Genomic DNA, 14,216 nt, shown 5'->3' on the forward strand with positions numbered 1-14,216 from the left:
CACGAACGGCCGTGGCGGACACCCGCCACGGCCGTTCGGTTGTTCGTACGCGGGTCAGCGCAGCGGGTGCCGCACGACCGCCTGCTCGCGCTCGGGGCCGACCCCGATCACCGAGATCTTGGCGCCGGAGCGCGCCTCGACGAACTCGACGTAGTCCTGCGCGTTCTTCGGCAGCTCCTCGAACGATCGGCAGCCGGAGATGTCCTCGGTCCAGCCCGGCAGGTTCTCGTAGATCGGTACGGCGTGGTGGAAGTCGGTCTGGTTGACCGGCATCTCGTCGTGGCGGACCCCGTCGACGTCGTACGCGACGCACACGGGCAGCTCGGCCAGCCCGGTCAGGGTGTCGAGCTTGGTCAGCACGAAGTCGGTGACGCCGTTGACGCGCGCGGCGTAGCGGGTGATGACGGTGTCCATCCAGCCGCAGCGGCGCGGGCGGCCGGTGGTGGTGCCGTACTCCCAGCCGGCCTTGCGCAGGAACTCGCCGTTCTCGTCGTGCAGCTCGGTCGGGAACGGGCCCTCGCCGACGCGGGTCGTGTAGGCCTTGGCGATCGCGATGACCTGGTCGATCCGGGTCGGCGGGATGCCGGTGCCGGTGCAGGCGCCGGCGGAGATCGCGCTGCTGGACGTGACGAACGGGTAGGTGCCGTGGTCGACGTCGAGGAGGGTGGCCTGGCCGGCCTCCATCAGCACGACCTCGTCGCGGTCGAGCGCCTGGCTGAGCAGCAGCCCCGTGTCGCAGACGTACGGCGCGAGGCGGTCGGCGTGGCCGAGCAGCTCCTCGACGGTCTGCTCCACCGAGGGGGCCCGGCGGTTGTAGATCTTGGTGAGGATCTGGCCCTTGAGCTCGAGCGCGCCCTCGACCTTGGCGGTGAGGATCTTCTCGTCGAACAGGTCCTGGACCCGGATGCCGATCCGGTTCATCTTGTCGGCGTACGTCGGCCCGATGCCGCGGCCCGTCGTACCGATCTTGCGGGAGCCGAGGAAGCGCTCGGTGACCTTGTCGATCGTCCGGTTGTAGTCGGCGATGACGTGGGCGTTGGCGCTGAGCTTGAGCCGGCTCGTGTCGACGCCGCGCGCCTCGAGGCCCTCGATCTCCTGGAACAGCACGTCGATGTCGACGACGACGCCGTTGCCGATGACCGGGGTGCAGCCGGGGGTGAGGATGCCGCTGGGCAGCAGGTGGAGGGCGTACTTCTCGTCACCGATGACGACCGTGTGGCCGGCGTTGTTGCCGCCGTTGAACTTCACCACGTAGTCGACCTGGCTGCCCAGGTGGTCGGTGGCCTTGCCCTTGCCCTCGTCGCCCCACTGGGCTCCGACGATCACGATTGCAGGCATCTGGTTGCTCCTTCGCTACAGACGGAGTCCCTCCGTCCGCGCGGACGGCTGCTCAACGCACCAGTTGTGTTGCTTCTTGCTCTCGGACATGCAACAAGCCCCGGCAAGGACCGGGGCTCGTGCAGTCGGTCGCTTCGCTCCCCTGCTGCTGAAGCATTGCGGCGTCACGTTACCAAAACGCGACCTTCCCGCTAGATTCGGGGACAACGAGAACACGTTCTACTTTCCGACGACCAGGAGCGACCCATGGGCGCCAGCCGCGAGACCATCCTCGAGACCATCCAGAAGTACGTCGACCTCGTCGCCGGCGGCAGCTCCGCCGACGTCGTCGCGCTGTACGCCGACGGCGCCACCCTCGAGGACCCGGTCGGCTCCGAGGTGCGCACCACCCGCGAGCAGATCGCGGAGTTCTACGGAACGCTCGACGGACTGGAGCAGGAGGGCCGGCTGCTCTTCGCCCGGGTCGCGGGCAACGAGGCGGCGTTCGCCTTCGAGCTGGCGACCAAGGCCGGCGACCAGACCTACACGCTGGCGCCGATCGACGTGATGACCTTCGACGACGACGGCCGGATCACCAGCATGCGGGCGTTCTGGGCCGGCGAGGACATGGTCGTCAGCTGAGTCGCGCGGCCACCTCGGCGGTGACCGCGCGGGCCAGCGTCTCGGCGGTGTCGTCCGCGCGCTCCGGGACGACGCCGTGGACGTCGCCCGCGGCGAGGAGGTCGAGCGCGCCGACCTTCTGCTGGGCCGCCATCTCGGCGGCCCGCGAGGGCTCGCCGTGCACGATCACGCTCGCGCCCTCGGGCGGCAGCGGCGAGAGCCAGCCGCGCTCGGTGGCCAGCACGGTCCGCGCCGGCAGCAGCGCCAGCGCGCCCCCACCACAGCCCTGACCGAGGATCACCGACACGGTCGGCACGGTCATCGTGACCAGGGTGGCGATGCAGCGCGCGATCTCGCCCGCGATCGCCCCCTCCTCGGCCTCCGGCGACAGCTCGGCGCCCGGAGTGTCGACGACGGTGACGAGCGGGAGGCCGAGCTCCTGGGCGAGCTTCATCCCGCGTCGCGCCTCGCGCAGCGCGCCTGGCCCCATGGGCGTCGACGGGCTCTGCCGCGAGCGGTCCTGCCCGACCAGCACGCACGGCTGCCCGTCGAGCCGGGTCAGCGCGATGAGGACCGAGTCGTCACGCTCGCCCTCGTCGGTCCCCTTGAGCCGCAGGGTGCCCGCGGCGCCGTACCGGAGGAGGTCGCGGACGCCGACCCGACCGGGCGCCCGGGTGATCTCGATGTCCTCCCAGACCGGGTGGTCGAGCAGCGTGCCCGCGACGACCGGCGTACGCCGCTCCAGCACCGGCGCGGTCGCCGGGGCGACCAGCACGCCGAGCGCGTGGTCGACCAGCGCCGGCAGCTCCTCGGCCGGGATGACGGCGTCGATGACGCCCTTGGCCGCGAGGTTCTCGGCCAGCTGCACGCCCTCGGGGAACGGGCGGCCGTTGAGCGCCTCGAACACCTTCGGCCCGAGGAAGCCCACCAGCGCGCCCGGCTCGGCGACGGTGATGTGCCCCAGCGAGCCCCACGAGGCGAACACCCCGCCGGTCGTGGGGTGGCGCAGGTGCACGAGGTAGGGCAGCCCGGCCGCGCGGTGCTCCATCAGCGCCCGGGAGATCTCGATCATCTGCACGAACGCGCGGGTGCCCTCCTGCATCCGGGTCCCACCCGAGGACGTGCTCGCCAGGACGGGCAGGCCCTCCGCGGTCGCCCGTCGTACGGCGGCGGCGATGCGGGTCGCCGCCGCGACCCCGATCGACCCCGCCAGGAACCGGAACTCGTTGACCACGAACGCCACCGGCCGCCCCCGCACCGTGCCCCGCCCGGTCAGCACGGACTCGTCGGTCCCGGCCTTGTCGGCCGCCGCCCGGAGCTCGGTCTGGTAGGCCTCGGCGTGACCAGAGATGTCGACCGGGGTGTCCCACGACTCGTAGGAACCGTCGTCGAGGACGAGGTCGATCAGCTCACGGGCGGTCCAGCGGCGAGAGGCGCTCATGCCCGGCATGCCATCACATCCCGGAGCGGTCGGCGTGGGCAACAACTGCCGAAATGCCCAGCGCACCGCGACTCACTGCTGCCCGAGGACGCCGGCGAGCCCGGCAAGAAGTCCGAGCGCGAGAGCACGGAGCACGGTGCGTGCCGTACTGGGACGGCGTCCGGCGAAGCAGCCGCAGGGCGCGTCGGGTGCCGTGCGGAGCTGTCGAGCGACGGGGGAACAGCGCGGCAACCGTGCCCGTGAGCCGGGACGGCAGCACCTGGTGCGCCACCAGGACAGCCTGAAATCGAGGGCGCCCCGCAAGGTGCAGGACGGCCGACCACCCCAGGAGCGCACTCGGCACGAGGAGCGCCAGCACGACGACGCAGGTCACCGGCGCACTCCCGCCCGCCGTCGCCCGATCGACGATTTGCGCATTACTTCCCCTTCGGAGACGGATTCTGGCAATTCGCCTGGCACGGTAGCCACCCCCAGCACAGGCAGGTGAATCCATGGCCACGACCGAGTTCAGGACCGCGGACGGCCGGCGCCTTCGGATGGCGAGCCTGACGGCGGAGTTCCCCCATCCCTGGGACGAGATCGTCAAGGTGAGCAACCGCGTTCTCGACGGCACCGTCCCCGACGAGCTGCAGATCCGCGATGTCTTCATCGCGCCGCGCGGCAATGCCGACGGGATCCTGGAGCACGTCGTCGACGCCGAGGTCACCCAGGTCCTCCAGGCCCACGAGGGCAGCCTCCACATTGCCGAGAGCAGAAGATCCGACCTGCAGGGCATCGCGTTCTGGCGCGGCCCGCACCACGAGGCACTGGTCTGGCTGCCGTCCGAGGACGACGGCGGCTACGACGATCCACTGCGGGGACTGAGCGGCCTCGCCTTCACCGACCTGCCCGACGGCCTCGAGATCCGTCCCGCGGCGGGGCAGGACTGGGTGATCAAGCCGGACCACCTCGGGATGCACGTGCCCGGGGTGGGCTCGCTGTCGGTGCGCCCCGCAGAGGACTCCCTGGCGCAGATCCCGACCTGGGCGGGGCGGCGGATCGACGTCGGCGAGCTCTGGCAGGCCCAGCACGACGACATCGAGGACCTCGCCGCGTCGACCTACTTCACCTTCGCGACCCCCACGGTGGTGGCGAACCTGTTCCCGGAGCGTCCCCGACCCGGCGGCGCGGTTCACCGCCCAGCTCACCTTCCTGGCCGGGCTCAGCCGGCTGTCCCTCAGCTAGCCGAAACGGGAGGTCACTCCATGGTTCACGACCAGCCCATCGACATCACGTCCGTCCCGTCGGCGATGCACGCACCATCGCGGCCGACCCGGTCCGGCGTCCGCGATGACGTCGTCGCCCTGCACTTCGGACGCCGGTCGCTGCTGAAGTCTGTGCTCGCCCTCGGCATCGCGATGGGCCTGGTGTCGCTCGACGGCATCGCGCGCCTGTCGAAGAGCTATGCCGCTCCCTCGAACTGGGGGGACTGCCCGAACTGGATCAATCGCAGCGGCGCCGCGCCCGACTGGGCGCGGTGCAATCCGGACGGCTCGGCGCAGGGCTACATCGGGGGGAGCTACTGCAACGCCAACGGCTACCACCGCACCGACCAGGTCGGCGACCCGCCCTACACCTTCACCCAGTACTCCAGGGAGCCCCGGTGCCTCGGGCGCAACGCGTGGGAGTGGAAGCCCAACCAGGTCCGCCCGTTCCCGGAGCCGCGCCACCGCCGCTGCTCCGACGGCGTCGTCCGGAAGTTCAACAACGGACGCCAGATCCTGGTCCACGAGTCCACCTGTCAGCGGTTCCTCTCATGACCCGCGTACGGACGCGCGGCGTCGCCGCGGCCATCGCCGTCGCCACCCTCGCGACCTCGTGCACCGCCGCCCGGCCCACGTCCACCGCTCCGCCCACCGAGCCGCCGACCTCGAGCAGCCCCTCCCGCGCTGCCCCCGCTCCGCCCGTGCCGGACAGGCTGACCACTCCGCTGCGCGACCGCGGTCCGGTGACCGGCCTCGACCCACGGCTCCAGGACCTCGACCTGCGCGACGCGCTCGAGGCACCGACGCTGGCGAGCACACCGATTGATCACGCCCTGCTCGTCGCCGACCAGAACCTGTTCGTCGAGAGGCTCGCCGGCATCAAGGCGGTCAACCAGATCTTCGTCCTGGCCCCGGACCTGACCTGGCGGAGGATCCCTCTGGCCGACTACGGCGACTTCCACCGGGAGCCCAACGCCACCGTGAGTCCCGACGGCCGACGCGTCGCGCTCTCCGAGGGGAGCAGCGGGGCGGTCTCGGTCATCGAGCTGGGTACCGGTGGCCACCGCCGCTACCCAGTGCCGGTCGACGAGGCGGCCGGGCTCGACTGGTCGCCCGACGGTCGCGCGTTGATGTTCACGTCGCGCGACAACGCGGGTCCCGGCGGGTACGAGCTCGACCTGCGCACGGGGGCCGCGATCGCGCGCACCGTCGATGTCTTCCGGTCCACCTTCAGCGGGGACAGGAGGTCCATCATCGAGATTGGCAAGGACCCCACCGGGGCGGCCGAGGTGCGCTGCTACCGCGATGGCAAGAGGACCGGGTCGCGGCTGCTGGAGTACTCGACGATCCCGCGCAGCCAGGTCACCGTGAAGGGCTACGCGGCGTTCGGGTCCTTCCCGACCCGGCGGCAACGAGCGGCGGGGCACCGCGACGGCGCCGTGGTCGTCGACCCGCGCGACGGACGCTTGGTGGCGATGGGGGTCGATCCTCGCTTCCGCGCGACCTGGACCGCCCCGGATGCGTGGATCACCGCCGACCTGCTGGCGGTGTACAGCACGCTTCCCGGGGTGCTGCGCGTGTGGAACGTACGGACCGGCGAGGTACGACGCCTCGCCCGATTCCGCAACGAGGGCGTGAACGTGTCGCTCGCACCCGAGCCGGTCGCGGACCTGCTCGCCGAGGCCGGGCGATGAGGCGAGCACCACGGATCCCGTCGATCGTCACTGTCGCGACGCTGGCGCTGACCTCCTGCGCCGGACCGACGGCACCCGAAGGTGATCGGGACCGGCGACCGACCTCGACGGCGCCGGAGACCACAGCCACGGCGATCGACAAGATCCGCGTCCCCGACCGCCTGGTCACAGAGCTCCGCGACACCGGGCCGGTGCCCGGCCTCGATCGGGATCTCCTGCGGCTCGACCTCCGCGACGCCCGGAACGCGCCCGCGCTGGTAGACGCTCCCGTGCCACACGGCCTGCTCACCGCCACCCAGGAGTCCTGGACCGAGAAGGACCATGAGCCGCTGGGCGTCGACCCGGTCCACCAGGTCTTCATCGTCACCCCGGATGCGCAGTGGCGCCGCATCCCCTTGGACGACTACGGCAGGTTCCACAGCGAGCCGGTGCCCACACTGAGCCCGGACGGCCGACAGGTCGCGATCTCCGAGGGCGGCAACCGAGCGATGGTGGTCATCGACCTGGCCACCGGCAAGCACCGGCGCTACCCGACCCCGACCAGGGACCCGGTCTTCGTGCAGTGGTCTCCCGAGGGCGACGCATTGAAGTTCGTGTCGCGCAACAAGGCCGTGTCGCTCGGGTTCGAGCTGGACCTGCGCACGGGCGAGGTCAGCGAGACGGCCTACGGCGTCGTGGGGGCCACCTACTTCAGGAACCGGCGCACGGTTCTCGAGGTGGGCGCGGACCCGGCCGGCGACGGCCAGATCCGGCGCTATCGCGACGGGGTGCGGGTGGGTGCCCAGCCGCTGGAGTACCCCCGGCTCCTGGGCCCCTCACCTCAGGCCCGTCGCTACCTCGCGTTCGGGCACGACGCGACCAAGCGCACCCGGGCACAGGGCGACCGCGACGGCGTGGTGGTGGTCGATCCGCGCGACGGCCGCCTCGTCGGGCTGCTGACGGCGGATGGCTTCCGGCGCACCTGGACCTCCCCGGAGGCCTGGATCACCCCCGCGGTGCTGGCCGTCGTCAGCTCACGACCCGGAATCGTGCGGGTGTGGAACGTCGAGACCGGCACGATGGAGCGGCTCGCCCAGTTCCGCAACCGGGGGATGCACGTGTCCCTGGCCTCCGAGCAGGTCGCGGCGCTTCTCCGCAAGGGCCGCCGATGACGCCGTTGGTCGCCGTGGTGGTGCTCCAGGGCGTCGCCCTGGTGCTGGTGGTCCTCGCACTCGTCGGGCTGCAGCAGAACCTGCGCCGCCTGGAGCGACGGGTCGCACGTGCGGGCGCGCGCCGTCGCGGTGCGACCGAGCTGACCGCGCTGCGGCCGCTGGACGGCGCGAACCTGTCGTGCGTCCTGCTGGTGTCGGACCACTGCCCGATCTGCGCCTCCGTGCTGCCGGCGTTCATCGAGCCCGGGGCCGCCGACCGATCCGTTGAGCGGCTGGTGCTCTCCCGCGTCGACCTGACCCAGCACGACGTGGGGCCGCTGCGCACCGTCGTCGACCGCGATCTGTACGACGCACTCGACCCCGGCTGGCAGCCCGCCCTGGCGATGGTGGACGCCGGTGGCGAGGTCCTGGCGATCCGCCCGGCGGGCTCGGTCGATGCGGTCCGGGCCCTCCTCGGCACGGCCGCAGAACGGGCCGGCCGATGACGCCCGGCCGGGCCCGGTCGGCGATCCACCATCCGGCGACCCCGGTGGTGGGGCTCGCGGTGGCCGCGCTCGTGGTCGCGCTGAACGATCTGGCCGCGCCGAGCGGGACCACGCCCCTCAGTACCTGGCTGGTGCTGGCGCTCGCCGCGGGCTATGCCATCTCCGGCAGCGTTTGAAGCCACAACTCAGCGATGCTGGCCTCGTCGGTCTGGCGGGGTACTTCCCAGGGATGGTTCATCGGCGGGCTCGTCGTCGGCGGCACCGCGACGGCGACATTGATCGCAGCGCTCGGCTCCCTCCCACGCGCCGTGCTCCCGGACGCGGTCGTCGCCGGTGCCGTGGTGGTGCTGCTCGGCCTGGTGCTGCTCCACGAGCTCGGGGCGCTGCACCTACGGCTCCCCCAGAATGCCCGCCAGGTGCCGGAGCGGATCGTCGAGGCAGGGCCTCGGTTCGGCGCTCTCCAGTTCGGACTGGAGATGGGCACCGGGATGCGGACCTACCTCACCAGCGCGGCGCCGTACGCCCTGCTCGCTCTCGTGGCGCTGGTCGCCGGCCCAACGGAATTCCTGGCTGCGGGCGCCGGGTTCGGGGGCGGCCGGGCGTTGATGACGCTGGCGCGCAACGGTCACCCGCAGCCACCCGAGTGGGACCGTCTCCTCGCCGAGCACGACGTCGTCCTCCGCCGCTGCCTCGTCCTCCTGGTCGTCGCTCTCGCGGCCGTCCTCGTCTGGATCCGACTCGTCCGCTGAGCCCCGCGCCCTCAGCCCCGCAGGTACGTCAGCACCGCCGACACCCGCCGGTCGCTCTCCGGATCCAGGTCCAGCTTGGCGAAGATCCCGCCCACGTGCTTGCGCACCGCCGCCTCGCTCACCACCAGCTGCTCGGCGATCGACCCGTTCGTGCGCCCCTCCGCCATCAGCGAGAGCACCTCACGCTCGCGCTCGGTGAGGGCCGACAGCGGTCCGTCGTCGCGGCGGCGGGCGAGGAGCTGGCGGACGACCTCAGGATCGACGACGAGGCCGCCGGCGGCGACCCGGTCGATGCTGTCGAGGAACTCGCGGACGTGGCCGACGCGGTCCTTGAGGAGGTAGCCCATGCCGCCCGGGCCGGGGGCGTCGAGGAGGCCGTCGAGGTAGGCGTCGGCGACGTACTGGGAGAGCACGAGGATGCCGATCGACGGGTGCGAGGCGCGGATGGCGGCGGCGGCGCGCAGGCCCTCGTCGGAGTGGCCGGGGGGCATGCGGACGTCGGTGACGACGAGGTCGGGCGGGTCGTGACGGACGTACGCCAGGAGGGCGTCGGCGGTCTCGACGGCGGCGAGGACCTCGTGGCCGGCGCGCTCGACGATGCCGACCAGGCCCTCGCGCAGGAGGGCGAGGTCCTCGGCGATCACGACACGCATCGCGGGCACTCCATCCTGACCTCGGTCGGCCCGCCGTCGGGGCTGCGTACGGTCAGGGTGCCACCGAGAGCGTCGAGGCGGGTCACCAGGCCGGCCAGGCCGCTGCCGGCGCCGATCCGGGCGCCGCCGGTGCCGTCGTCGGAGACGGTGACGACGAGGTGCTCGTCGTGCAACCAGCCGCTGACCTGGGCCGTGCGGGCGCCGGAGTGGCGGGCGACGTTGGTCAGCGCCTCGCTCACCATGAAGTACGCCGCGCCCTCGACCGGCTCCGGCAGCCGCGGGGCGTCGATGCGCACGGTGACGGGGATGGGCATCCGGTCCGCCACCTCCCGTACGGCGGCCGCGAGGCCGAGGTCGACGAGCACCCGCGGGTGGATACCCCGGACCGCCTCGCGCAGGTCCGCCAGGGCCGCCTCCACCTCACCGTGCGCCTGCCGGACCAGGTCCAGCCCCGGCCCCTCGGGTACGTCGAGCTCGGCCCGGCCGAGCGTCATGCTGAGTGCGACCAGCCGCTGCTGGACGCCGTCGTGGAGGTGCCGCTCGATCCGCTTGCGCTCGGTCTCGAAGGCGTCGACCAGGTCGAGCCGGGAGCGGCGGAGCTGGCCGATCCGCTGCTCCAGCTCGCGCTCCCCCGGCGCCAGCAGCAGCCGGGCCAGCGCCGACTGCCCGGCGGCGAGCAAGGTCAGCGCGTAGGCGCTGAGGACGTAGGCGATCGGCGCCCCGATCAGCGCCATCGGCAGCGCCTCGCCGAACGACTCGACGGTCCAGGCGAAGACGACGACCTGGTCGGCGGCGGCGAGCAGCGGCGCGAGCAGGAAGGCGCCGGTGAGCAGGACCGCGTTGAACACCACGATCGCGTCGACCAGCCAGAACAGCGTGACCAGCAGGACGACGTACCCGGCCTCGCGACCCGACGGCGGCTCGCCGCGGCGCTGGCGCACCCAGGCCCGCACCCCGCGGCCCGCCACCGGAGGACGGGGTACGCCGAGCGGCGGCGCGTCCGGCTGGACGACGCGCAGCCGGCGCCGCTCCAGCGCGAGGACGGCGACGCACAGCACCGGGATCGCGCCGATGATGACGAAGCCGACCACGAGGACCGCGGTCAGGGCGCCGGCCATCAGCAGCCCGAGCAGGACGAGGAGGAGCGCGAGGCCGACGACCGCCGTACCGGCGAGGTAGGCGAGCGAGCGCCACGGCCACGACGACAGCAGGAACCGGACCGGGTTGCCGCGCAGGGCACTCCAGGCGGTCTCCGGTCGGGGCATGCGGCCAGCCTAGGGAGCCGGTGCCCCCGACGGGGTAGCGCACGCGCTACCCCTGATCTCGCGTGCAGGCCAGCGCGCGCGGGCCCCGCGGCGACGACGCTCGATGCATGACCACAGCGACCCTCGCCCCGCCCGCGATCGTCCTCGACGGCGTCGCGCGCAGCTACGGCTCCCGCGCCGGCCGCGTCGACGCGCTCCGGGGCGTCACGCACGCCTTCGCCCCCGGGAGCTTCACCGCGATCATGGGTCCGTCCGGCTCCGGCAAGTCGACGCTCCTGCAGTGCGCCGCCGGGCTCGACCGGCCGACGTCGGGACGGGTCCTCGTCGCCGGCCACGACCTCGGGCGGCTCTCGGAGGCCGCGCTGACCCGACTGCGGCGGGACGCGATGGGCTTCGTCTTCCAGGCCTACAACCTGCTTCCCGCGCTCACCGCGCACGACAACGTCGCGCTCCCGGCCCGGCTCGCGGGCCGGCGTCCGGCGCGCGGGGAGGTCGCGGCGGCGCTGACCCGGGTCGGGCTGGAGACCCAGCAGCGCCGGCGTCCCGCCGAGCTCTCCGGCGGCCAGCAGCAGCGGGTCGCGATCGCGCGGGCGCTGGTGACCCGCCCCCAGGTCGTGTACGCCGACGAGCCGACCGGCGCGCTCGACCGGACCACCGGCCGCCAGGTGCTCGAGCTGCTCCGCTCGACCGTCGACACCGAGGGCCTGACCGTGGTGATGGTGACCCACGACCCCGTCGCGGCGTCGTACGCCGACAGCGTGCTGTTCCTCGAGGACGGCCTCGTCGTCGGGCACCTCGCCCGCGGCACCGCCGCCCAGATCGCCGCCGCCATGAGCGAGCTGGAGCGCTGATGCCCGCCACGATCCGCCTCGGTCTCGCCTCCGTGCGCGAGCACCGGGCGCTCTACGCCGGCTCGTTCGTCGCGGTCGCGCTCGGCGTCGCGCTGATCGCCGGAGTGGTCGTGCTGACGGTCTCGATCGGCGACCAGGGACCGGAGGTCCAGGACACGCTCTCGCTGCTCGGCGTGATGGCCGGCTTCGCCGGGTTCATGGCGATCTTCGTCGTGTCGAGCACCTTCGGGTTCACCGTCACCGCGCGGCGCCGCGAGCTCGGCCTGCTGCGCCTCGTCGGCGCCACCCCCCGCCAGGTACGCCGCCAGGTCCGCGTCGAGGCGCTCGTCGTCGCCGTGCTGGCGGCGGTCGCGGGCGCGGCGCTCGGCCAGCTCGTCGCGCTGGCGCTCGCCGTCCTCCTCGCCGCCCAGGACATCACCCCCGAGCGGGTGCCGCTCACCTGGAACCTTCTCCCCCTCGCGATCTCGGCCGGCTGCGGCGTCGTCGTCGCGCTGCTCGGCGCGTGGGCGGCGTCCCGCCGGGCCGCCAAGGTGGCGCCCGCGCAGGCGCTGCGCGAGTCCGCCGACACCGGCCGCCGGGTGGGCGTGGTCCGTGGCATCGTCGGCACGCTCTGCTTCGTGGGCGCTGCCGCCATGCTCGTCGGGATCCGCGCCGGCGACCCGGTGCTGGCGCTGATCCTGTCGATCTTCGTGCCCGAGCTGGTCGTGGTCGGCCTGGTCTGCTGGGGCCCGGTGCTGCTGCCGCTGGTGGTGCGGGTGCTGACCCTGCCCTTCCGCGAGCACCCGGTGCTGGGGCTGGCCCGGGAGAACGTCGGCAACCAGGCCCGTCGTACGACGTCCCTGGCCGCGCCGGTGCTGGCGATCTCCGCGATCGCGGGCTCGCTGATCCTCAGCCTGAGCTTCGCCGCCGACTGGGACCAGGGCATCACCCGCCAGCAGCTCGCGGCCCCCGTCGTCGTCACCGACACCCGGCGCGCCCCCAGCGCGCCCGAGGCGGGTGTCGTCGACGGCCGCAACGCCGTCCCCCTCGCGACCGGGGGCGAGGCGGCGAGCGACTGGACCGCCGAGGGCATCGACCCCGCGACCGCCGTCGCCACCCGCGGCCTGCGCACCCACGAGGGCGACCTCGGGCGACTGACCGGCCGGACGATGGCGATCAGCCGCTCCGCGGTCTTCGACGCCGGCTTCGGGCTCGGCTCGCAGGTGCGGGTGCGCTTCCCCGACGGCGCGCGGATGCGGCTGCGCGTGGTCGCGATCGTCGAGGACGCGGCGACCCTGCACGAGGACGTCCTGCTCCCCCGCCGGCTCGCCCGCGCCCACGGCGCGAAGCCGACCGGCACCTGGTTCGTGCTGCCCGCGCCGGGCGTCGACGCCGCCGGGCTGCGCACGGCGCTCCGGGACCGGGGCACCGGCGACGTGCTCACCGCCGAGCAGTGGATCGCCCGCGTGGACCGGGCCCAGCGCGACCAGAACCAGGTCGGCCTCATCGCGATCCTCGGTCCCACCGGGCTCTACGCCGGCATCGCGATCGCCAACACCCTGCTCATGGGCACCCTGCAGCGCCGCCGGGAGTTCTCGGTGACCCGGCTCGTCGGTGCCACCGCCGCCCAGGTACGCCGGATGGTGCTCGCCGAATCCGCGATGGTCGCCGGCGCCGCGCTCCTGCTCGGCTCCGCGGTCACGGTGACCGTCGCCGCACTGCTCCGGGCGCCGATGACGGCCGGGCTGGACGACGTACCGCTGACGGTGCCGTGGGGCAGCCTGCTCGCCATCGCCGGCGCCTGCGCGGTGGTGACGGTCGTGGCCGCGGTGCTGCCCGTATCGTGGCTGCGTGGCCACCCCTCCGCTGTTGCTGATCACCAACGGTGACGCCGGGACGGCGGACCAGGAGGCGGTCGAGGCCGCGCTCGCCGTGCTCCGCGCGCCGGCCGGCGCCGACGTCGAGGTGCGGGCCACGTCCAGCCCCGACGAGCTCGCCGACGTGCTGGCCGAGGCGGGCGAGCGCCGGGTCGTCGTGGCCGGCGGCGACGGCAGCATCCACGCCGTCGTCCAGGCGCTCCACACCCGCGGCGACCTCACCGGCCGCACGCTCGGGCTGATCCCGCTCGGCACCGGCAACGACTTCGCCCGCACCCTCGGCCTCCCCCTCGACCCGGCCGAGGCGGCCGCGGTCGTCGTCGCCGGGACCACCCGGCCGACCGACCTCGTCGTCGACGAGGACGAGGCCGTCACCGTCAACAGCGTCCACCTCGGCGCCGGCGCCGAGGCCGGCAAGCGCGGCGCCCGCTGGAAGGAGCGGCTCGGCAAGGTCGGCTACCCGATCGGCGCCGTGCAGACCGCGCTCAACCCGCCGAGCCTGCGCCTGCGGGTCGAGGTCGACGACACCGTCGTGGTGGACGTCGACCGCCCGGTCCTCATGGTCGCGGTCGGCAACGGCGCCTCGGTCGGCGGCGGCACCGAGCTCACCCCCGAGGCAGACCCCCACGACGGCCTGGTCGACGTCCTCGTCGCGACCCCCGTCTCGCCCTTGGCCCGGCTCGGGTACGTGCTGCGGCTGCCGTTCGGCCGGCACGCGGAGCACTCCGACGCGGCGATCGTCCGCGGCCGGACCGTCCGGGTCAGCGGCGCGGCCTTCGACTGCAACAGCGACGGCGAGATCGACGGGCCGGTGCGGTCCCGGACCTGGCGGGTGCTGCCGGCGGCGTACTCGATGGTGGTGCCGGGGGCCTAGCGTCCCGAGCCCGAG

At 73.4% G+C, this 14,216-nt stretch carries 14 protein-coding genes; 10 read left to right on the plus strand and 4 right to left on the minus strand.

Going from position 1 to position 14,216, the window contains the following annotated elements; genetic code table 11:
- Positions 1-54 precede the first annotated feature (54 nt).
- Positions 55-1,338: an adenylosuccinate synthase gene (locus tag M0M48_RS20110; protein WP_215812837.1), complete on the minus strand. Its 1,284-nt coding sequence runs from the start codon at positions 1,336-1,338 to the stop codon at positions 55-57.
- A gap of 246 nt (positions 1,339-1,584) precedes the next feature.
- Between M0M48_RS20110 and M0M48_RS20115 the strand changes: the two genes are divergently transcribed.
- Positions 1,585-1,959, plus strand: coding sequence for a nuclear transport factor 2 family protein (locus tag M0M48_RS20115; RefSeq protein ID WP_257752493.1), 375 nt, complete (start codon positions 1,585-1,587; stop codon positions 1,957-1,959).
- Here the strand turns inward: M0M48_RS20115 and M0M48_RS20120 are convergent.
- Positions 1,952-3,379 (minus strand): acetyl-CoA carboxylase carboxyltransferase subunit alpha/beta, encoded by a 1,428-nt coding sequence (locus M0M48_RS20120; protein WP_257752494.1) that lies wholly within the window; start codon positions 3,377-3,379, stop codon positions 1,952-1,954. The genes M0M48_RS20115 and M0M48_RS20120 overlap by 8 nt on opposite strands.
- 491 nt (positions 3,380-3,870) lie before the next feature.
- Between M0M48_RS20120 and M0M48_RS20125 the strand changes: the two genes are divergently transcribed.
- Genes M0M48_RS20125 through M0M48_RS20150 form a run of 6 tightly spaced genes read left to right on the plus strand, consistent with a single transcriptional unit; the run spans position 3,871 to position 8,702 of the window.
- On the plus strand, positions 3,871-5,178 hold the full coding sequence (locus M0M48_RS20125) for a hypothetical protein (protein ID WP_257752495.1): 1,308 nt from the start codon (positions 3,871-3,873) through the stop codon (positions 5,176-5,178).
- Positions 5,175-6,317 (plus strand): hypothetical protein, encoded by a 1,143-nt coding sequence (locus tag M0M48_RS20130; RefSeq protein WP_257752496.1) that lies wholly within the window; start codon positions 5,175-5,177, stop codon positions 6,315-6,317. The genes M0M48_RS20125 and M0M48_RS20130 overlap by 4 nt, the downstream gene beginning before the upstream one ends.
- Positions 6,314-7,468, plus strand: a complete 1,155-nt coding sequence (locus tag M0M48_RS20135) for a hypothetical protein (protein WP_257752497.1) — start codon at positions 6,314-6,316, stop codon at positions 7,466-7,468. The genes M0M48_RS20130 and M0M48_RS20135 overlap by 4 nt, the downstream gene beginning before the upstream one ends.
- Positions 7,465-7,953 (plus strand): hypothetical protein, encoded by a 489-nt coding sequence (locus M0M48_RS20140; RefSeq protein ID WP_257752498.1) that lies wholly within the window; start codon positions 7,465-7,467, stop codon positions 7,951-7,953. The genes M0M48_RS20135 and M0M48_RS20140 overlap by 4 nt, the downstream gene beginning before the upstream one ends.
- Positions 7,950-8,129: a hypothetical protein gene (locus tag M0M48_RS20145; protein WP_257752499.1), complete on the plus strand. Its 180-nt coding sequence runs from the start codon at positions 7,950-7,952 to the stop codon at positions 8,127-8,129. Before M0M48_RS20140 ends, M0M48_RS20145 begins: the two co-directional genes overlap by 4 nt.
- Before the next feature lie 15 nt (positions 8,130-8,144).
- Positions 8,145-8,702 (plus strand): hypothetical protein, encoded by a 558-nt coding sequence (locus M0M48_RS20150; protein WP_257752500.1) that lies wholly within the window; start codon positions 8,145-8,147, stop codon positions 8,700-8,702.
- Positions 8,703-8,713: 11 nt separating this feature from the next.
- On the opposite strand, the gene M0M48_RS20155 is transcribed toward M0M48_RS20150, so the two are convergent.
- Both M0M48_RS20155 and M0M48_RS20160 read right to left on the minus strand, forming a co-directional pair.
- Complete coding sequence (locus tag M0M48_RS20155) at positions 8,714-9,355, minus strand: response regulator transcription factor (protein WP_215812827.1); 642 nt, start codon at positions 9,353-9,355, stop codon at positions 8,714-8,716.
- On the minus strand, positions 9,343-10,620 hold the full coding sequence (locus tag M0M48_RS20160) for a sensor histidine kinase (RefSeq protein WP_257752501.1): 1,278 nt from the start codon (positions 10,618-10,620) through the stop codon (positions 9,343-9,345). The genes M0M48_RS20155 and M0M48_RS20160 overlap by 13 nt, the downstream gene beginning before the upstream one ends.
- Before the next feature lie 107 nt (positions 10,621-10,727).
- Here M0M48_RS20160 and M0M48_RS20165 point away from each other — a divergent pair, with 107 nt between their 5' ends.
- From M0M48_RS20165 to M0M48_RS20175, 3 genes are read left to right on the plus strand one after another with little or no spacing between them, the layout of a single operon-like run.
- Positions 10,728-11,471 (plus strand): ABC transporter ATP-binding protein, encoded by a 744-nt coding sequence (locus tag M0M48_RS20165; protein WP_215812825.1) that lies wholly within the window; start codon positions 10,728-10,730, stop codon positions 11,469-11,471.
- A complete protein-coding gene (locus tag M0M48_RS20170; protein ID WP_257752502.1) occupies positions 11,471-13,339 on the plus strand; it encodes an FtsX-like permease family protein in 1,869 nt (622 codons plus the stop codon). Before M0M48_RS20165 ends, M0M48_RS20170 begins: the two co-directional genes overlap by 1 nt.
- Entirely contained in the window at positions 13,302-14,201 is a 900-nt protein-coding gene (locus M0M48_RS20175; RefSeq protein WP_257752503.1) for a diacylglycerol/lipid kinase family protein, read from the plus strand. Before M0M48_RS20170 ends, M0M48_RS20175 begins: the two co-directional genes overlap by 38 nt.
- Positions 14,202-14,216: the final 15 nt, after the last annotated feature.

Source organism: Pimelobacter simplex, assembly GCF_024662235.1.
Classification (GTDB): Bacteria; Actinomycetota; Actinomycetes; order Propionibacteriales; family Nocardioidaceae; genus Nocardioides.